The sequence below is a fragment of the Actinoplanes sp. NPDC051411 genome (assembly GCF_040682075.1).
Taxonomy (GTDB): domain Bacteria; phylum Actinomycetota; class Actinomycetes; order Mycobacteriales; family Micromonosporaceae; genus Actinoplanes.
Map to the genome: position 1 here is coordinate 1 of NZ_JBFBAD010000120.1, position 20,087 is coordinate 20,087.

The 20,087-nt window shown below is 72.0% G+C and carries 13 protein-coding genes and 2 pseudogenes; 8 read left to right on the forward strand and 7 right to left on the reverse strand.

Annotation, left to right across the window (positions count from 1 at the left end; translation table 11 throughout):
• The 7 genes and pseudogenes from AB0M88_RS41935 to mraZ form a co-directional block, all read right to left on the reverse strand.
• Positions 1–132: pseudogene (locus AB0M88_RS41935) on the reverse strand (phospho-N-acetylmuramoyl-pentapeptide-transferase); the annotation flags it as partial.
• Entirely contained in the window at positions 129–1,514 is a 1,386-nt protein-coding gene (gene murF, locus AB0M88_RS41940) for a UDP-N-acetylmuramoyl-tripeptide--D-alanyl-D-alanine ligase (protein WP_364111789.1), read from the reverse strand. The gene murF and the pseudogene AB0M88_RS41935, both read right to left, overlap by 4 nt.
• Entirely contained in the window at positions 1,511–3,016 is a 1,506-nt protein-coding gene (locus AB0M88_RS41945) for a UDP-N-acetylmuramoyl-L-alanyl-D-glutamate--2,6-diaminopimelate ligase (protein ID WP_364111791.1), read from the reverse strand. The genes murF and AB0M88_RS41945 overlap by 4 nt, the downstream gene beginning before the upstream one ends.
• A gap of 81 nt (positions 3,017–3,097) precedes the next feature.
• Positions 3,098–5,686, reverse strand: coding sequence for a penicillin-binding transpeptidase domain-containing protein (locus AB0M88_RS41950; RefSeq protein WP_364111793.1), 2,589 nt, complete (start codon positions 5,684–5,686; stop codon positions 3,098–3,100).
• A 6-nt stretch (positions 5,687–5,692) separates the two neighbouring features.
• Positions 5,693–7,027 (reverse strand): hypothetical protein, encoded by a 1,335-nt coding sequence (locus tag AB0M88_RS41955; RefSeq protein WP_364111795.1) that lies wholly within the window; start codon positions 7,025–7,027, stop codon positions 5,693–5,695.
• A gap of 485 nt (positions 7,028–7,512) precedes the next feature.
• Positions 7,513–8,571: a 16S rRNA (cytosine(1402)-N(4))-methyltransferase RsmH gene (gene rsmH / locus AB0M88_RS41960; protein WP_364111797.1), complete on the reverse strand. Its 1,059-nt coding sequence runs from the start codon at positions 8,569–8,571 to the stop codon at positions 7,513–7,515.
• 233 nt (positions 8,572–8,804) lie between these two features.
• Positions 8,805–9,236: a division/cell wall cluster transcriptional repressor MraZ gene (gene mraZ, locus AB0M88_RS41965; RefSeq protein ID WP_364111799.1), complete on the reverse strand. Its 432-nt coding sequence runs from the start codon at positions 9,234–9,236 to the stop codon at positions 8,805–8,807.
• A gap of 678 nt (positions 9,237–9,914) precedes the next feature.
• Here mraZ and AB0M88_RS41970 point away from each other — a divergent pair.
• From AB0M88_RS41970 to istA, 8 genes and pseudogenes are all read left to right on the forward strand, one after another.
• Complete coding sequence (locus AB0M88_RS41970) at positions 9,915–10,820, forward strand: hypothetical protein (RefSeq protein ID WP_364111801.1); 906 nt, start codon at positions 9,915–9,917, stop codon at positions 10,818–10,820.
• Positions 10,821–10,921: 101 nt separating this feature from the next.
• Positions 10,922–11,323 carry a hypothetical protein gene (locus tag AB0M88_RS41975; RefSeq protein WP_364111803.1) on the forward strand — a complete coding sequence of 134 codons (402 nt, stop codon included), beginning with the start codon at positions 10,922–10,924 and terminating at the stop codon, positions 11,321–11,323.
• Between the two features lie 24 nt (positions 11,324–11,347).
• The gene (gene trmB / locus AB0M88_RS41980; RefSeq protein ID WP_364111805.1) at positions 11,348–12,013 is read left to right on the forward strand and encodes a tRNA (guanosine(46)-N7)-methyltransferase TrmB; all 666 of its coding nucleotides are present in this window, start codon (positions 11,348–11,350) and stop codon (positions 12,011–12,013) included.
• A gap of 750 nt (positions 12,014–12,763) precedes the next feature.
• A complete protein-coding gene (locus AB0M88_RS41985) occupies positions 12,764–15,097 on the forward strand; it encodes an ATP-binding protein (RefSeq protein WP_364111807.1) in 2,334 nt (777 codons plus the stop codon).
• Between the two features lie 35 nt (positions 15,098–15,132).
• A complete protein-coding gene (locus AB0M88_RS41990) occupies positions 15,133–16,539 on the forward strand; it encodes a selenium-binding protein SBP56-related protein (RefSeq protein ID WP_364111809.1) in 1,407 nt (468 codons plus the stop codon).
• Entirely contained in the window at positions 16,536–17,174 is a 639-nt protein-coding gene (locus tag AB0M88_RS41995) for a hypothetical protein (RefSeq protein WP_364111811.1), read from the forward strand. Before AB0M88_RS41990 ends, AB0M88_RS41995 begins: the two co-directional genes overlap by 4 nt.
• 111 nt (positions 17,175–17,285) lie before the next feature.
• Positions 17,286–18,881 carry a methyl-accepting chemotaxis protein gene (locus AB0M88_RS42000; protein WP_364111813.1) on the forward strand — a complete coding sequence of 532 codons (1,596 nt, stop codon included), beginning with the start codon at positions 17,286–17,288 and terminating at the stop codon, positions 18,879–18,881.
• A gap of 228 nt (positions 18,882–19,109) precedes the next feature.
• Positions 19,110–19,975 (forward strand): annotated as a pseudogene (istA, locus tag AB0M88_RS42005) (IS21 family transposase); the annotation flags it as partial.
• Between the last annotated feature and the right edge of the window lie 112 nt (positions 19,976–20,087).

A 20,087-nucleotide genomic window follows, 5' to 3' on the forward strand; every position in this document is an offset into this window, starting at 1 on the left:
CATGTGGCTCTGCGGTCCGATGGACCGGATCGGCTGACCGGCCTTCAACGCCGCGAAGACCCGGATCGCCACCGGCGTGCCGAACAGCGAGATGATGAAGGCGACCGCGGCCGCAACGATGACTGCCCTCACCGGGAATCCTCCTCGGGACGCAGCGCGTCGACCACGTCCCATGTGCGGTAACGCGAACCCTTGACCAGCACGACGTCGTCGGCGCGCAGGTCGGACCGGACGATCTCGATGGCGGCGGCCTGGTCGGCGGCGAAGAATGCCTGGCCGGCCCAGCCCTGGAACCCGGTGGCGCCGTCGAGCACCGGCCGGGCGTTCTCGGCGACCACGACCAGGCGGTCGACGCCCAGTTCGGCGGCGAGCCGGCCCATCTCCTCGTGGCTGGAACGCTCGAACTCGCCCAGCTCGGCCATGTAGCCCAGCACCGCGGTCGTGCGCCGCCCGCTCGCCATCGAGGCCAGCGCGCGCAGGGCGGCGGCCATCGAGGACGGGTTGGCGTTGTACGAGTCGTCGATCACCGTCACCCCGTCGGGACGCGTGAACACGTCCATGCGGCGGACCGAGGTGATGCCGACCTCGCCGAGCGCGCTCACCACGTCGTCGAACTCCATGCCCAGCGAGAGCGCCACCGCGGCGGCCGACAGCGTGTTGCCGACCTGGTGGCGTCCGGCCACGCGGAGCCGGACGTGCCCGCGGCGGCCGGCCGCGGTGAGCACATAGGACGCGCGGCCCTGATCGTCGAGGGTGACCTGCTCGGCCCGGATGTCGGCGGATTCGCTCTCGCCGACCAGCAGCACCCGGGCCCTGGTGCGCGGGGCCATCCCGGCGACCCGCGGGTCGTCGGCGTTGAGCACCGCCACACCGTCGGCCGACAGCGCCTCGACCAGCTCACCCTTGGCCAGCGCGGTGCCCTCGAGGGAGACGAACGTGGCGATGTGGGACCGGCCGACGTTGAGGACCACGCCGACGTCGGGCCGGGCGATCTCGGTCAGGTAGCGGATGTGGCCGACGCCCCGGGCGCCCATCTCGAGCACCAGGAACCGGGTCTCCGCGGTCGCCTGCAGCACCGTGTAGGGGAAGCCGAGCTCGTTGTTGAGCGACCCGGCCGGCGCGATCGCCGGCCCGAGCCGCGACAGCAGCTGGCCCAGGTAGTCCTTGGTCGTGGTCTTGCCGGACGAGCCGGTCAGCCCGACCACGGTCAGCTCGCCGAGCCGCTCGACGACCACGTGCGCCAGCTCGGCCAGCGCCTTGAGCAGGTCCTCGACGACCACGCCGGGCTCGCCGGTGTCACGGGTGCTGAGCACCGCCGCCGCACCGGCCTTCATCGCGGTCGCCGCGTAGTCGTGCCCGTCGGCCTTCTCGCCCTCGAACGCGGCGAACAGGCCGCCCGGGACGATCCGGCGCGAGTCGTATTCCACCGGGCCGGTCACGGTCACGGGCGCCGGGGCGTTGACGAGACGCCCCCCGGTGGCCGCGGCGATCTCGTCGAGCGTCATCGGGATCAAGAGTGGCCCCCCAGCGCGGCCGCCAACTCGATCCGGTCGTCGAACGGCAGCATCTCGCCGTTAACCTCCTGGCCTCGCTCGTGTCCCTTGCCCAGCAACGCGATGACGTCGCCGGAACCGGCCCGGCGCACCGCCTCGCCGATCGCCTCCCGCCGGTCCGCGACCTCGATGATCTCGGCCGGCGCGCCCGCCTCCTCGGCGCCCGCGCGCAACGCCGCCCGGATCTGCGCCGGGTCCTCGGTGCGCGGGTTGTCGTCGGTGACGATCACCAGGTCGGCCCCGTGCGCCGCGGCCGCGCCCATCAGCGGCCGCTTGCCCGTGTCGCGGTCGCCGCCCGCGCCGATCACCGCCAGCACCTTGCCGCCGCGGCCGGCCGCCAGCTCGCGCAGGGCGAGCAGCGCGGCGACGATCGCGTCGGGCTTGTGCGCGTAGTCGACCACGCCGAGGATCTCGCCCGGCGCGTCCACCTGCTCGAGCCGGCCCGGAACCCCCTTGCAGGCGGCGATGCCGCGGGCCGCGGTCGCCGCGTCGACGCCGGCCGCGACCAGCGCGGCCAGGGCGAGCAGCGCGTTGGCCACGTTGTGCCGGCCGGGCAGCGCCACCCCGGCCTCGACCCGGCACCCGCCGGGACCGTTGGCGACGAACCGCTGCCCGAAGGCGGACGGCCGCACATCCGACGCCCACCACGTCGCCGACCGGTCGCCGGCCGCCGAATAGGTGATCGTGGCGGGCTTGTGCAGCACCTTGAGCGCCGGGTCGTCGTGGTTGAGCACCTCGAACCGGCACCGGCCGTCGAACAGCCGGGCCTTGGCCGCGAAGTAGTCGTCGACGTCGCGGTGGAAGTCGAGGTGGTCGAGGCCGAAGTTGGTGTAGCCGCCGACCTCGAACCGGATGCCGTTGACCCGGCCGACCGCGAGCGCGTGGCTGGAGACCTCCATGACCACCGAGGTCACGTCCTGCTCGACCGCGGCGGCCAGGACGCCCTGCAGGTCGGGCGCCTCGGGGGTGGTGCGCACGCTGTCGACCACCAGGTCGCCGAGGCGGGTCTCGACCGTGCCGATCAGCCCGGTGGCCTGGCCGTCCGCGCGCAGGCCGGACTCGATCAGGTAGGCGGTCGACGTCTTGCCGGCGGTGCCGGTGATGCCGATCATCCGGAGCTTGGCCGACGGGTCGCCGTAGATCGCCGCGGCGGCCGCGCCGAGCACCGCGCGGGGGTCGTCGGTCACCAGGACCGGCAGCCCGGAGGCCCGCGCCGCGGGAAAGCCGGACGGGTCGGTCAGAACGGCCACCGCGCCGGCTTCCCGCGCGGCCGGGATGAACTCGGCGCCGTGCCGGTTGGCGCCGGGAAGTGCGGCGTAAAGATCACCGGGACGAACCGACTGGCTGCTGTTGGTAATGCCGCTGACCTGCGCGTCGGCACCGGTGAGCGCGGCCGGCAACAGCTCCGCTAACGCGGTCAGCCGGTGCGGCGCGACAGTCTGGGGGCGGGGAATGCCGGGCACGGCGTCAGACCCTACCCCGTGCCCGGCAGTCCGCGTAAAACGCCATCCAGCCACAACCAGAAACCTGCAAAGAGGGGTCCCTCACGGATGGATCTTGAATTTCGGCGGCTTGGTGGTCGACGGCGGCACCTGGTAGTGCCACAGGGCGTACGACATCATCTTGCTGAACGCCGGCGCGGCCACGTCGCCGCCCGTGCCGTGGGGCACGTCCGCCGAGACCGCGATGACGAACCGCGGGTTCTCGGCCGGTGCCATGCCGATGAACGAGCCGTAGTTGTAGCTGGTGTACTTGCCGTCGATCAGCCGCTTGCCCGTACCCGTCTTGCCGGCCACCCGATAGCCCGGCACCGATGCCTGGGTGCCGGTGGCGCCGGTGTTGTCGACCACCGCCTCCATCATGGTGCGCAGCTCGGCGGCGACGTTCGGGCTGAGCACCGGGTGACTCTCCGGTGCCGGCGCGGCCGACGCCCGGCCGTCCTTGCCCGAGATCATCTCCTTGACCAGGTGCGGCTGGATGTAGGTGCCGTCGTTGGCGATCGTCGCGTACGCCGCCGCCATCTGCACCAGCGTCGCGTCGACACTCATGCCGATCGGCACCGAACCGGACGCCGACGGGCTCCACTCCGACGGGGCCAGCAGCCGCCCCGGCGCCTCGCCCAGCGTGCCCTCGCCGGACGCCCGGCCGAGACCGAACTTCTGCTGGTACGCGTACAGCCGGTCCTTGCCCAGCTTGTCGGCGATCAGGATCGTGCCGACGTTCGACGAGTACGCCAGGATGCCCGGGATCGTCATCTTGGTGCCCTTGGGCTGCACGTGACTGTCCTTGAAGAAGTACCCGCCCCGCTCCAGCGCCGGCCCCACCACCTGGTACGAGTCCGGCGTGATCAGGCCCTCCTGCAGCGCCGCGCCGATCGTGATCGCCTTATGGACCGAGCCCGGGTCGGCGATGACGCTGCTCGGCACGTCGTCCCGCGACGACGGCGGATAGTCCTCCGGGTTGGCCGCGTCGTAACTCGGATAGCTCGCCTGGGCCAGCACCTCACCGGTGTGCACGTCGATGACCACGGCGCCGCCGATCGTGGCGTGCACCTTGTCCATCTGGTCCTTGAGGATGCGCTGCACCTCGAACTGCACGTCGGAGTCGATGGTCAGCTCGACCGAACTGCCCGGCTGCGGCTCGGTGTAACGCTGATAGCCGCCCGGGATCGGCTTGTCCAGATCACCCTTGCCGATCTCGTAGACCCGCTCGCCGTCGGTGCCGTGCAGCAGGGAGTCGTACTTGGCCTCCATGCCCTCCAGACCCGAGTTGTCGGCGCCGGTGAAACCGATCAGGTTGGCCGCCAGGTCGGCGCCCGGCACGTCCCGGCGCTCGTCCCGGTCGACCACGATGCCGCCGAGCCCCATCGCCTCGATCCGGTCACCCACGCTCACGTCGACACCCTGGGCCAGGAACTCGAACCGCGACTGCCCACCGCCCGGCCGCTTGTGCGGCGTCATCAACGGCATCAGCTTGGAGACCGGCACGCCGATCAGCGGCGACAGCTTCGCCGCGGTCAACGCCGGATCCTTCACCAGCGCCGGGTCGGCCGCGATATAACGGGCCTCGACGCTGTGCGCGAGCACGTTGCCGTTACGGTCGAGGATGCTGCCGCGCGGCGCGGGCAGCACGACGGTCGTGGTCCGCTTCTCCCGCAGGTCGATCAGCCGGGCCTTGTCGGCCGGCGACGACGCCACCTGCAACACGACCAGCCGCACGCCGATCATGACGAACAACGACAGGGCCAACACCGTGCCGACCCTCAACCGCCGCCCGCTGTTGGCAAGCTTCGGCGGTTCCGCCGGCCCGGCGGCATTTCTCGTACGCGGCGGCGCCGTCGCCAACCGCAACCGCGCCGAACCCGCCCTTTCCGAACGACCCGCCCGCTCGGCCGGCCCGACGCGTCCCCGGCCACGGGCCGGACCGCGCCTCCCGGACGGCCCCGGCCCCCAGTCATCCCCGTAGTCCCCGTCCCCCCGCACCCCCTGCCGCGGCGCCGCAGAGCCGTCACCCCGCCCCCGGCGCGGCTTGAGCCGCGACACGCCACGCGCGCCCGGCTTGAGCCGCGACACTTCGGCGTCCTCGACCTCGCCCCGGCGCGCGCCTTTCCGCGGCGCCTCATCGCCGACGTCACCGCGCCGCGAACCCCTACGCGGCACCTCATCGCCGACGTCACCGCGCCGCACACCCTTCCGCGGCACCTCATCGCCGACGTCACCGCGCCGCACACCCTTCCGCGGCACCTCGTCGTCGGGGTCACTGCGGCGCACGCCGGTTCGCGGCGTGCGGCGGCTTTCGTCGCGCTGTTGGCGGCCCGGTGGCGCCTCGTGGTCGTCCTCGTCGTCCGGGACGGGCTCGGCGGACCGCCCCCGCCCGCCCGGCTGCCCGCCGTCGAGCACCTGAAGAGCGGGCCGGAACGGGTCGGCCGTGCGACCGGCCCGCGGCGACCGGGTGCGCTGGTCGCGCTCGGCCATGGTGCGCCCGCGCGGCGTGTAGGCCCGCGCGTCGCCGATCCCCCCGAACCCCCGGCTGCTGTTCTCCCGCGACTCCTTACCGCCGTCGGCGGAAAGGTCACGAGACGCGCCGCGCCGGGGCTCAGCGCCCCGGCGCGGTGTTTCGTCCCCCCGAGCCATGTCGGCCTACTGCCCGGTGCCGTTCGCGGACTGCCCGTTGGCACCCTGGCCGTTCGTCCCAGCGCCGTTCGCGGCCGTCCCGTTCGCAGCCTGACCGTTCGCGACCTGACCGTTCGACGCAACGCCGTTCGCGGTCTGGCCGTTCGTGGCCGTCCCGTTGGTGGTCTGGCCGTTCGACCCGGTGCCGTTCGACCCGGTGCCGTTCGACCCGATGCCGTTCGACCCGGTGCCGTTCGTGGTCGTCCCGCTGCCGTCGGTAACCGCGCCACCCGTGGTCGTTCCGCCGGTCGCGCCGACGCCGTTCGGGCCGAGGCCGGCCGCCGAGCCGTCGGGCACGATGTTGGCCGCGCCCTTGTCGTCGGTCGCCGAACCCTGCGCGGTCACCGACGTCTTGCCGTCGGCCGGCTTGAGCATGCCGATGACCCGGCCGTCGGGCAGCCGGATCAGCGCCGGCGTCGCCTTGACCAGCCCGAGCCGCCGGGCGGCCGCGTCGAGGCTGCCCGGGCTCGACACGATCGCCAGCTGGTTGTCGAGATCCTGTTGCTGGGCGTCGAGCGCCGACGACTGCTTCTGCAGGTCGGCGATCTCGAACGAGTTCTCGTTCGTCTTGGTGTTGATCATCAGGATGCCGAGCACCCCGGCGATCACCACCCCGATCACCCCGGCCACGAACGGCGCCCGCGGCACGCTGATCGGCAGCGGCGGCGCCACCTGCAGCCGCGGCCGGTCCAGGTCGATGACCCGCGCCGGCTCGGCGTCGACCCGCAGCGGCTCCGCCTCGATCCGCAGCGCCTCGGCGTCCACCTGCAGCGCCGCGGTGCCGTCAACCGGCGCGTCGGCGCCGTCGAGCCCGCCCCGCCGCCCGAGCATCTCGGCCCGCCGGCTGCGCAGCACCGACCGCGCCGCGGCCGCCTCGGCCCGCACCGACCGGTCCAGCCGCCCGGCCCGCTCGCCCCGGTTCAGCCGCTCCGCCCGACTGGCCCGGCCGAGCCCGGCCTCCCGGTCACCACGACCCAGCCCGGCCTCCCGCTCACCACGACCCAGCCGGGACTCCCGCTCACCACGACCCAGACCGGACTCCCGCTCGGCCCGCTCCAGCCTCTCGGACGCGGCGAGCCGCTCAGCCCGTGCCGTGCGGCTCGCGCGGTCGAGCCCGCTCTCCCGCTCCAGCCTTTCCGAAGCGCCCCGCCGCTCGGCGCGAGCACGATCGGTCCCGGCCTCCCGGCCGGACCCCGCCCCACGCTCGGCCCGGGCGGACCGGCCGGCCCGGTCGAGCCCGGACCCCGTCTCACGCTCGGCCCGCTCCAGCTTCTCCGACCGGCCCAGCCGCTCGGCACGCACGCCGCGGCTCGCGCGGTCGAGCCCGGCCCCGCGGCCCGGCTCGTCCCGCTTGGACCGGCCGCCGTCGCGCTCGCTCCGGGTCCCCCGGCCCAGACCAGCCTCCCGGTAGAGCCGGCTCTCCCCCTGCTCGCGGCCACGCCCGGTCCCCCGACCGGCCGACTCCGCACGACTGGCGCGATCGGCCCCCCGGCCGGTCGCCTCCCCACGGCTCGCGCGATCGGCCCCCCGGCCGGTCGCCTCGCCACGATCCGCACGATCGGCCCCCCGGCCGGTCGTGTCGGCGGCGCGGCCTGGTGACTGCGCGGTCGGCCGGCGGCGCTCGGCGGCCGTGGAACGGCCCTCGGCGCGGTCCGCGCGTACGGAATCAGCGCCAGCCGTCTCCTGCTCGCGCCGCGTCCCTGAACGTCGCGTGTCGCCCTGGCCGGCGTCGCCGGCGCGAGGCGCCGCGGACCGGCCCCCCGACCGCGGCGCGTAGGTGCGCTCGCTCATGCTTCCCCCTCCCCCTCCTGATGCTGGCGTGGGCGGCGTGGCCGCCCGCGTCCCCCCTGCGGTGCGGACAACCGGGGCCGTTCGCGGTCGGCGCCGGTTGCCTGCTCGTCTATTCGCTCGGCCGCGCGCAGCTTCACGGAAGCCGCCCGCGGGTTCTCCGCGACCTCGTCGTCGCTGGGCGGCTCCGACCCTCGGGTCAGCAGCCGCAGTGTCGGACCGGTTCCGGGCAGTTCGACCGGCAGGTCGACCGGCCCGGTGCTGCGCGCTCTCGCGGTGAGCTCGCGCTTGACGATCCGGTCCTCCAAAGATTGGTAGCTCATCACCACAAGGCGCCCTTTCGGCGCCAACGCGTCCAAAGCGGCCGGCAGGGCCGATTCCAGCGCGGCGAGCTCGCCATTTACCTCGATGCGTAGCGCTTGAAACGTTCTTTTGGCGGGATTCCCGCCCGTTCGTCGAGCCGCTGCCGGGATGGCCGCTTTGACCAGGTCAGCGAGCTTTGACGTGGAAGTGATCCGCGCCATCTCCCGCTCCCGCACGATCGCCGAGACGACCCGCGGGGCGAACTTCTCCTCGCCGTAGTGCCGGAGGATGCGCACCAGGTCGCCCGGCGCGTACGAGTTGACGACCTCCTCGGCGGTGACGCCGCGGCTCTGGTCCATCCGCATGTCGAGCGGCGCGTCCTGTGCGTACGCGAAGCCGCGGTCGGCCTCGTCGAGCTGCAGCGACGAGACGCCCAGGTCGAACAGCCCGCTGTGAAATCGAGCGAGCCCGAGCGAGGAAAGAACCTCGGGCAGTTCGTCGTAGACCGCGTGCACGAGGTGGACCCGGTCGCCGAAGCGGGCCAGGCGCCGCCGGGAATGCGTGAGCGCCTCGGTGTCGCGGTCGAGACCGATCAGCGTGACGTCCGGGTGGCGTTCGAGGACCGCCTCGGCGTGCCCGCCCAGACCCAGCGTGAAGTCGACGTGCACGGCCTCCGGCAGGTCGAGCGCGGGGGCGAGCAGCTCGAGGCAGCGCTCGAGCAGCACTGGCACGTGCGTGCCGCGAAGCTCCCCCATCTCGACCCCCATCGCCCCTACCGGTCGTTACAGACACCGCACGGCCCGAACGTCGTCCGTACCGCCAGATCCCCATCCGCTCGTGCCCGGTTGCCAGCGGGCGCGCCCTTAAGACACGCGCCTGGCGCCGGGGAAGAGGCGCCAGGAGCGGGAGCGGCTGGAGATCTCGCAGTACGGCGGCAGTGACGTCCGGACCGTTGTTGTGGTGCACGGCTCCGACCGAATGCCACGCCTTACAGTCCGCCGGGCAGCACCCCCTCCTCGATGTCGGCGAACTCGTCCTCGCTCGCCGAGAGGTACTCATCCCAGGACTGCTTGTCCCAGATCTCCACCCGGGTGCTCGCCCCGATCACCACGAGTTCGCGATCCAGCGCCGCGTATTCGCGGAGGTGCGCCGGGATCGTCACCCGCCCCTGTTTGTCGGGGACCTCGTCGTGAGCACTGGCGAAGAACACCCGGCTGTAGGCCCGGGCGGCCTTGTTGGTGACCGGAGCCTCGCGGAGCTGGCCCGCGATGCGCTGGAACTCCGGCATCGGGAACACGTAAAGACAGCGTTCCTGCCCCTTGGTGATCACGACACCTCCCGCCAGTTCGTCGCGGAACTTGGCCGGAAGGATCAGCCGCCCCTTGTCGTCGAGGCGCGGAGTGTGTGTGCCGAGAAACATCGGCCCAACCCCCCTGCCCCCGGCGGCTCGCGGTGCCGCCTGTCAACTCGGGCCGGCAGGCCCCCTGACCCAGCTCCCTGGTTGCTTCTGGCTCCCTGTCGGCCAGATCGCACTCAGCCCTGCCACTGCGCTCCACTCTACTCCACTTCCCTCCACCCGCAACCCGAATGGACGCTCTCGCGAACCGGATTCGCAGATGAAATCCCAGTTCAAAGCGGGTGACCGCGGAGTGGAGCGGTCCACCATGATCAACGACGTCCGGTTCCCGACATCCTCCGACCGCTCACCGGAAAATGGTGTGAAACACACCCAAAACTCCGGCAAGCAAATCGTGTCAAGGCCCGTCCGGGAGGAAAGTGGAGGACGCGCGGGCCGGTTTCCGCGAAGGAAGTTCTTAGGTGCAGGTCGGTTGCGACGATCTGCTCGGTGAACCGCGGTCCACGGGGGCGGACCGGGTCGAGGGCGCGGGGGGCGTTCGGGATGAAAGCGTTCGGTCGGTGGATGGTTCTGGTCGGTACGGTCGCGGGCAGCGGAGTGATGGGATGGGGGGCGCCGGCCACGGCGGCCCCGATGGCCGGGCTTGCCGCCTCGGCGGCGGCTTCCGGGGGTACGGCGAGTGGGCGCGCAAGCGGTGCGGCGGCCCTCAGGAGTACGGCGAACAGGGACGCCAACAGCACTGTGACCTACGGGCGTGCGGCGAACGGGGCGTTGCCGGGCCTTGTCGCCTACGTGCGCGGCGGGGACATCTATGTGAGCCGCGGCGCCGCCGAGACGCGGCTGACCACGGGCGGCGGCTACGCCCGTCCGCGCTGGTCGCCCGACGGCCGGCAACTGGCCGTACTGCGTAACGGGCAACTCTGGACCATGCGGGCGGACGGCGGCGCCAAACGCCGGCTGACCACCCGCCCGGCCGCCGGGCCCTCCTGGTCGCCGGACAGCAAATGGCTGGCCTTCTCCTCTCTCTCCTGCACCGGCGGCCCGGGCGTCTACCGGATCGCGGCGACCGGGACCGCGGCCACGCCCGAGGTGCTGTTCCCGCGCGACTGCCGCGGCCAGGACCTGCCCGTCGAGCAGCCGGTCGCGCCCAAGCAGAGCGGTTCGCTCACCGACCGGCTCCGGGTCGACGACGCGGTGGCCTGGTCACCGGACGGCAGCCGGGTAGCGTTCCGGGGCGGCGACTGCGACTCGGTCTACGACGCGTGCCTGAGCATCGGCACGGTCACGACCGGCGGCGAGAAGACGGTCGCGGCGTACGGCGGGGGCAGCCTGGAGACCAGCGGATTCGCGGTCGTGCCGAACTGGCGCCCGGACGGCGCCCGGCTCACCTTCACCGCCTATCAGAAAGGTGAGACGACGGCCGACGACCAGCCGGTCCACCAGGTCGAGTACGACCCGGCCACCGGCGCCAAGCGCACGGTCGGCGGAATCATGGACCGCGAGATGGCGTACGTCGACGCGAACCGTGGCGTCCTCACCGGCCAGCACGCCGGCGGCTCGTGGATCGTCGTGCTCGGCCTGGCCGACGGCTCACGCACCCTGCTGCACGCCGGCTCGCAGCCCAGCGTGCAGCCGGTCACCCGCTGAGCCGGCCCGGCTAAGCGGATCACAAAAGCCGGCCGATAAGGGTTCCAGAGGGTGGCCGGACGGTTGCCATCCCGAGCCTTCCTACCCTGGGGAGACACGAGTTGACTGTTTCCGGCCTGGGCACCGCGCACACCCCGTTCCCGACGATCGCGCCGCACTCGACGCCCACGGCGCCGGCGCGCCACGACCGGACGGAACGGCCACGCAGCGGCTTCGACCAGCTCACCGAGGCCGACCGGGCGCTCATCCAGCACGTCACCGGCCAGCGCATCACCGCCGGCTTCGACCCGGCGGCCGGACCGGTCACCGCCTTCGCCGCAACCCTCGCGGCCGAACGCGCGGTCGACCGCCTCTCCCCCGGGCAAGAGGTCACGGCGGTCTACCTGAAGGACCTCGACCGGCGCCTGCAGCGAACCGGCCGCAACCCGATCGGCCCCCACCTCGCCAAGGCGGTCGACTTCCTGCAGGGCAGCGGCCCGAACCACTTCGACGTCTCGGCCTGACCGGCCCGTATCGTTGGGCCCGCCATGAGCGAGCACCCACCGATCCGCACCTTTCACCCCCGCCGCGGCCGCATGAGCACCCGGCATCACGATGCGCATGTGGCGCTCTGGCCCGCGTACGGAATAACCGTCACCGACGGTGACCGCGAGCCGCTCGATCTGCCGGACCTGTTCGGGCGCTCGGCGCCCGTCGTGCTGGAGATCGGCTTCGGGATGGGCGACCTGACCGCGGCGATGGCGGCGGCCGAGCCGGAGCGCGACTTCCTCGGCGTCGAAGTGCACACGCCGGGCATCGGCAACCTGCTGGCCCTGGTCGGCGAGGCCGGCCTGACCAACGTGCGCGTCGCCCACGGCGACGCCATGCAGCTGGTACACCGGCTCGCACCGGGCGCGCTCGACGCCGTGCACGTCTTCTTCCCGGACCCGTGGCCGAAGGCCCGGCACCACAAGCGCCGGCTGATCAGCCCGGGCAACGTCGCCCTCCTGCGGGACCGCCTGCGAGAAGGCGGCCGCCTGCACTGCGCGACCGACTGGCCGGACTACGCCGAGGCGATGCGCGAAACCCTGGAGGCCGACCCGGCCCTGCGGCACGCGGCCAACGGCCGCGACGGCCGCCCGCAGACAAAATTCGAGCGCCGGGGCACGCTGGCGGGCCGCCCGATCACCGACCTTATTTACGTACGCGCGTAAGCCGAGCCCCCCGCATCCGCCGTGGCCCCCCACCGCCCCGGCCCCCAACGCCCCGGACCGCACCACCGCAGCCCGCACCAGCCTGACCCGCCGCCCCCAACCCGGCTCGCACCACGACGGCCCAACCGGACCTCGGCCCAACCCTCCGCCAGCCCGGCCCAGCCCAGCCCAGCCGCCAACCCGGCCCGCACCGTCCCGGTCGGTCCCGCCCAGCCCTGCCCGGTCCAGCCCGACCCGCACCACCCAGCCCGCACCGCCCCGGTCGGCCCCGTCCGGCCCGGTCCAGCCCGACCTGCCCCGCCCCGCACTACCTCGGTCCGCGCAGCCGCACCCCGCCCGGTCCTCTGCCGGGCCGCACTGCGGGCTCGGCCCCACTGGTCCACCTCGGCCACCCTGCCCGGCCCACCCTGCCCGGCCCACCCTGCCCGGCCCACCCAGCCCGGCCCACCCAGCCCGGCCCACCCAGCCCGGCCCACCCAGCCCGGCCCACCCAGCCCGGCCCACCCGGGCACTGGGTGGGGCCAAGTAGAGCAGCAGGGTCCGACAATTCTTCGCCGTCCTCCACAACCCGGCCTCCTGGTTTGGCGGTTTTTGGTTTTTGCCCCCTTTACCCTCATAGGTGGAGGTCAAGGCATGCGGCGGAACGACCCTGGGCTGGATGCCGGGCGGTCGCGGAGCGACCGGGGCATCGGCGGCCGGGCAGGCTCCGCGGGCCCCTCCGTGCGCCCGCCGCAGCCGCCGAGACCCGACGTGGCGAAGACCGAGCCGGCCAAGTCGAAAGCCGAGCACCCCGCGAAACCCGACCAACCCGCGAAATCCGAGCGACCCGCGAAACCCGGGCGATCCACAAAACCCGAGCACCCTATAAAACAGCCCTCAACGGCCGAGCAGCCCACAAAGACCGAGCCGGCGCGAAGCAGCACCGGCCCCGATGGCTCCACCTCCTCGGGCAAAACGCCCGACAACCCCGGCCCGGAGAACACCAAGCCGCCCACGGCCGACCCGCGCGACGGCCGCCCGCCGGCCGGGATCCCCCGCTGGGCTCCCGGCCTTCCGGACGGCAGCGAGCTCCACCGCGGCGTACTCACCAGCGGCGCCGCCGACCAGCTGGCCGCCCTCGTCGCCCGGGCGGCCGACGCCCCGGTCGGGTTGATTCACTTCGCTCAGGGGCAGCGGCTGCGGCTGTACGGCGGCTGGGGCCTGTCGATCCCCTGGGACACCGTGGCCGACGTGCCGGTCGACGACGCGCTCGCCGGTATCGTCCTGCGGACCGACGCGCCGCTGGTCATCAACGACATCGCCTGTGACGAGCGGGTGCCCGACGGCTGGCCGGTGCGGCAGGAGGCGTCGCACGGTGCCTACCTGGGGCATCCGGTCCGCGACCAGAACGGGGCCGTCCTCGGCATCTGCTGCGCCTTCGACCCGCTCCCCCGCGAGTGGTCGAGCGCCCAGGTCGCCGCCGTCGCCGAGGCGGCTCAGGTCAGCACGCTGCTGATCAACGAGCAGCTGGCCCGGCACGAGATCGACCAGCAGCGGCGGTTCCTCGACGCGGTGCTCGACAGCCTGCATGACGGGGTGACCGCCTGCGACGCCGACGGCAAGGTCGTCTTCGTCAACGACCGGATGCGCCGGATGCTGCGGCAGAACGGGATGACCGGCGACCAGCTCGACGGGGTCACCGACGTGTCGGGCACTCCCACGGAGAAGGATGACCTGGCCCTGCGCCGGGCGCTGCGAGGTGAGCACATCCGGGACGAGGAGGTCGTCTGGCACGGGCGCGGGCGGTCGCGGCACTATCTGGTCGACGCGCATCCGATCGCTGGGCCGGGCGGGCGCACCACCGGCGCCGTGCAGGCCGTGCAGGACGTGACCCGGCGCCGGCGGGTCGAGCGGTTCCGCATCTGCGAGCTGACCGTGGCGACCGCGCTGGCCGAGGCGCCGAGCATCGAGGCGGCCGGTCCGCGGGTGCTGGAGGCCGTGGTCAGCACGCTGGAGTGGGCGCACGCCGAGTTGTGGCTGGTCGATGACGCGGCCGGGGTCGTACGCCCGGTCGCGCGATGGAGCGCGCCGGGGGCCAACGCGGTCGAGATTCCGACCGACCTGCCGTTCGGGCAGGGGCTGGCCGGCCGCGCCTGGCAGGTCGGCAAGCCGCTGTGGATCCGCGATGTGGGCCGGCCACAGAGCCTGATCTCGCAGGAGACCGCGGAGAGCACCGATCTGCACGCGGCGCTGGCCATCCCCGTACGGGAAGGTTTTGAGACCTTGGGGGTCCTGACCGCCTTCTCGGCCGGGGTCGAGGGTCCGGAGGATGAGCTTCTCGCCCTGATGGCGGGCATCGCCGCGCACATCGGGCAGTACCTCGAGCGAAGCCGGGTCGCCGACCTGGAGCGGCAGCTCGACCGCAGCAAGAACGAATATCTGGCCCTGGTCGGGCACGAGTTGCGGACCCCGCTGACCTCGATCAGCGCCTACACCGAGTTGCTCCGGGAGGCCGACGAGCAGACGCTGGTCACCGACGGCCCCCGGCTGATCGAGGTGATCGAGCGGAACACCAACCAGCTGCGGGCGATCATCAACGAGTTGATGGAGTTGTCGGCTCTCGAGGCCGGTCACGCCGACGTGCAGCGGACCCCGATGGACCTGGCCGCGGTGGTGCGCGACTCGGTCGACAAGACCCGGGCCGCGATCAGCGGCGCGCCGGTGGTGATCGACGCCGAGGTGCCGGAGGAACTGGTGCTGCCGGGCGACCGCAAGCGGCTGCGCCAGGTGGTCGACAATCTGCTCGGCAACGCCGTGAAGTACAGCCCGGACGGCGGCCACATCGGGGTGTCGCTGCGGGCCAGCGGCCGGGCGGCCGAGCTGGCGGTCTCGGATGCCGGCCACGGGGTCTCGACCGACGAGCGGGAGAAGTTGTTCACCGGGCTCTACCGCACGAGCCGGGCGGCCGACCGGTCGATCCCGGGCAGCGGTCTCGGGCTGACGCTGAGCCGGGCCGTGGTGAGCCGGCATCACGGCAGCATCGAGCTGGTCGAGGAGGGTGCGGGCACGACCGTGCTGGTCCGCCTGCCGATGGACGCGCGTTGATGCTTTCTTAACATTTGACAACGAGGATGACCACCATGACCCGGTGGACTCCTGACCCGACGTTCTACCCCTCGCCCGGCGACGCGGCCGGGGCGCCGGCCGAGAAGCTGGCCTATGTCGCCGCCTTCGACCGGGCGGCGGAGAAACCCGATGCCATCGCGGTGATCGATACCGATCACGCTTCCGAGACGTACGGCCGGGTGGTGGGCTGGACCGACCTGCCGCACACCGGTGACGAGCTGCACCACTTCGGCTGGAACGCGTGCAGCAGTGCCCTCTGCCCGACCGCGCCGCACCCGCACGTCGAACGCCGCTACCTGATCGTGCCCGGGCTCCGCTCGTCGCGGATCTACGTGCTCGACACCAAGGCCGACCCGCGCTCCCCGACCCTGGTCAAGGAGATCCCAGCCTCGGCGCTGGCCGACAAGGCGGGCTATTCGCGGCCGCACACGATCCACTGCGGGCCCGACGGCATCTACGTTTCCGCGCTGGGCGCGGGCTCGGGCGACGGCGGACCCGGCGGCATCGCGGTGCTCGATCACACGACCTTCGACGTACGCGGCAGCTGGGAGGCCGACCGCGGCGACCAGTTCCTGGCCTACGACTTCTGGTGGCACCTCACCCGCGACGTGCTGGTCAGCTCGGAGTGGGGCACGCCCGACATGATCGAGGACGGGGTGAACCCGGAGCTGCTCCTCGGTCGCAAGTACGGCCACCGCATCCACTTCTGGGACCTCGCCAAGCGCACCCTGGTCCAGTCGGTCGACCTCGGCGACCAATATCAGATGGCCCTCGAGCTGCGCCCGGCCCACGACCCGTCGAAGGAGTACGGCTTCCTCGGCGTCGTGATCAGCGTCGAGGACCTCTCGGCCTCGGTCTGGGTCTGGCACCGGGAGGGCGGCGAGTTCCAGGTCCAGAAGATCATCGACATCCCGGCCGAACCGGCCGACCCCGACCTGCTGCCGCCCGCGCTCAAACCCTTCGGCGCGGTTCCCCCGCTGGTCACCGACATCGACCTCTCGGTCGACGACAAATTCCTGTACGTGTCGGCCTGGGGAACCGGCGAGCTGAAGCAGTACGACGTGAGCGACCCGTTCCACCCCGTCGAGACCGGCTCGATCCGGCTCGGCGGCATCGTCGGCCGCGTCGCCCACCCGTCCTTCCCTTCCGAGAGGCTCGCGGGCGGTCCGCAGATGGTCGAGGTGTCGCGGGACGGCAAGCGCGTCTACGTGTCCAACTCCCTGTACGGCTCCTGGGACGACCAGTTCTATCCGGACGGCGTCGGCGCGTGGCTCGCCAAGATCGACGTGGCGGCCGAGGGCGGGATGGCACTGGACCCGCGGTTCTTCCCGCACGGCGACGAGTTCCGGGGGCGGCGGGTGCATCAGACCCGTCTGCAGGGTGGCGACGCCAGTTCTGATTCGTACTGCTTCCCGTCGTGACCTGGGGTCAGCTGGCGGCCCTCGCCGGGCTGGGCGCCTTCCACGGGCTCAACCCGGCGATGGGCTGGCTGTTCGCGGTCGCACGCGGCATGCAGGAGCGGTCCCGCGGCGTACTCCTGAAGTCGTTGCCGCCGATCGCGGCGGGCCACCTCGCCTCCGTCGCGATCGTCGCGGCGGTCGTGACCGCGACCGAATCGGTCGTCGCCGCCAACGTGGTCGGTGTCGTCGGCGGCCTGGCGCTGGTCGGTTTCGGGCTGTGGCGGCTGCTCTCCCAGCGGCACTTCCGGTGGGCCGGCATGCGGCTGTCGTCCCGTCAGCTGGCCGGCTGGTCGTTCCTGATGTCGTCGGCCCACGGCGCCGGCCTGATGCTGCTGCCCGTCCTGGCGGTCGGCGTCCGCCCCATGCCCGGGATGCCGTCGATGGCGGCCACCGGCTCCCCGCTCGCCGCGCTGACCGGCCTGGCCGCGGCCGGCGTCCACACGCTGGCGATGTTCACCGTGATGGCGGCCTGCGCCGTGCTGGTCTACGAGTTCGTCGGCGTCAACGTGCTGCGCCGGGCCTGGTTCAACATGGATCGGTTGTGGGCCGGTGTCATGGTGGGTGCGGGCGCGTTGACGATCGCGCTCACCGCCTGAACCGGGGATGCGGCCCCGCTAAATGGGGAAGATCGGCCGTTCCGCCCCTCATATCGGGTTCTTTACTGACGATCAGGGTGGCACCTGCCGCCCCGACAGTGGAGATTCCCCATGACCCGCCGCCCCATCGCCGACCTCAGCGTCCGCACCAAGATTCTCTCCGTCGCCGCGATCGGCGGTGTGGCCGCCGCGACCATCGGCATCACCGGCCTGGCCGGCCTCGCCAAATCCAGCGACTCGGCCGACGCGATCTACACCACCAACGTGGACAACACCGCGTCGGTCGGCCGGATCCGCGCCGAGGTCCTGCAGACCCGCCTCGACGTCGCCAACCATCTGCTGTCCGAGGACGCCGCCTCGAAGGCGAACTACCGGGCCGCGATCGAAAAGGACCTCGCGGCGGTCAACGACGAGATCGCATACTTCTACCGGGGCGTCCCCGGCTCCGACAACACGATCATGGCCGACGTCCAGCAGGGCTGGTCGCAGTACCAGACGATCCTGCGCGACAAGGCCCTGCCGCTCAGCGACAAGAACGACCTCGCCGACTTCGTCAAGGTGCGCGACACCGAGATCGTCCCGCTGATCAACACCATGACCGACAAACTCGACCAGGTCATCAAGGCCGAGGACGCCGCCGCCAACAAGGCCGCCACGACCGCCCGGAAAGACTACGAGCGCGGCCGCACGATCGGCATCACGCTGCTGGTCGCCGGCCTGCTCGTGTCGTTCCTCGCCGCCTGGCGCGTCTCCCGCGGCATCGTCGCCTCGCTGCGCCGCGTACAGGACGTCTGCGAAGGCCTCGCCGAAGGCGACCTCACCCGCGACAGCGGCCTCACCACCGACGACGAACCAGGCAAGATGGGCCGCGCCCTCGACACCGCCATCGATCGGCTCCGCCACACCGTGACCAGCATCGACGCCAACGCGACCGCGCTGGCCGCGGCCTCCCAGGAAATGTCCGACTCGGCGATCCAGATGTCGGCGTCGGCCGAGGAAACCTCCGTCCAGGCCCAGGCCGTCTCGGCCGCCACCGACCAGATCTCCCGCAGCGTCGACACGGTCTCGGCCGGCGGCGAGGAGATGAGCGCGGCCATCCGCGAAATCTCCCTCAACGCCACCGAGGCCGCCCGCGTCGCCTCCGACGCGGTCACCCTCACCACCAGCACGTCGAACACGATGAGCGCCCTCGGCAACTCCTCGGCCGAAATCGGCGACGTCATCAAAACAATCACCGCGATCGCCGAACAGACCAACCTGCTCGCCCTCAACGCCACCATCGAGGCGGCCCGGGCCGGCGAAGCCGGAAAGGGCTTCGCGGTCGTAGCCTCCGAAGTGAAGGACCTGGCCATGGAAACGGCCCGGGCCACCGAGGACATCTCCCGCCGAGTCGAGTCGATCCAGGCCGGCACCACCGGCGCGGTCACCGCGATCGAGGAGATCTCCCAGGTCATCTCCCGCATCAGCGACTTCCAGACGACGATCGCGTCGGCGGTCGAGGAACAGACCGCCACCACCAACGAAATGAACCGCAGCGTCGGCGAGGCGGCAGCTGGGACCGGCGAGATCGCGTCCAACATCACGGGGGTGGCCGAGGCGGCCCGGCTGACCAGTGAGGGCGTTGCCAAGGCGCAGCAGTCGAGCACCGACCTGAGCCGGATGGCTCACGATCTGTCGGATCTGGTTTCGGGGTTCCGGGTCGTTTGAGGTAGCAAGGCGAGGGTCCGGGGCGAGGGTGACCAAGTTCGAGGTGAAGCGTCTATTTCGAGCCTGGTCACCGCCTCGTCCCGGATTTCTTGTCTGCTTTGGTCAGTAGGTTCGGCCCTTTGACTTTGATTGCTGCCGCCAGTGTCGGCGACGCGTGAAGATCCTGAAGACTGACCCCCTAACGACGGCCGAATATTGACCCCCTCCTGAAGATCAGGAGGTGTTGAAGTGGAGGACTGGGCGGAGATCCGCCGGCTTCACCGGGCAGAGGGTGTGCCGATCAAGGTGATCGCCAGGAGGCTCAAGATCTCGCGGAACACGGTGCGTAGGCGTTGGCGGCGGCGGCGGAGCCGCCGTCGTATCGCCGTGCGGCGAAGGGCTCGATCGTGGATGCGGTCGAGCCGCAGATCCGGGTGTTGCTGGCCGAGACGCCGTCGATGCCGGCGACGGTGATCGCGGAACGGATCGGCTGGCAGCGGTCGTTGACGGTGCTCAAGGACCGGTTGCGGGAGTTGTTCATGCCGCCGGATCCGGCGCAGCGCACCGAGTATCTGCCGGGTGAGCTCGCGTAGTGTGACCTGTGGTTCCCGCCGGCGGACGTGCCGTTGGGGTTCGGGCAGGTCGACCAGCCGCCGGTGCTGGTGATGGTCCGCGGTTATTCGCGGTGGCTGTCGGCGGTGATGATTCCGACGCGTCAGGCCCCGGACCTGCTGCACGGGCATTGGCAGCTGCTGTCGCGGTTGCGGGCGGCGCCTCGGACGCTGGTCTGGGACAACGAGTCCGCGGTCGGGCAGCGGCGAGGTGGCCGGCCGTAGCTGACCGTGACGATGAACGCGTTCCGCAGCACTTTGGGTATTCGGGTGCTTCAGTGCCGGCCCGCTGACCCGGAGGCGAAAGGCCTGGTCGAGCGGGCGAACGGCTACTTGGAGACGTCGTTCATGCCTGGCCGCCGGTTCGCGTCTCCGCAGGATTTCAACGTTCAGCTCGAGCAGTGGCTGGTCCGCGCGAACAACCGGGTGCATCGCACTTTGCAGGCCCGTCCGGTCGAACGCATCGAGGCGGACCGGGCGGCGATGGTGGCGTTGCCGCCGGTCGGGCTGGCGGGCCGCGCCGCGCCGGTTGCAAGACCACGTCCCGGTGCCGGTCTGGGTCGGTGGTGGGCTGAGGGAGAATGCCAACTGCGCCCCGAGGCCCGCATTGGGGGCT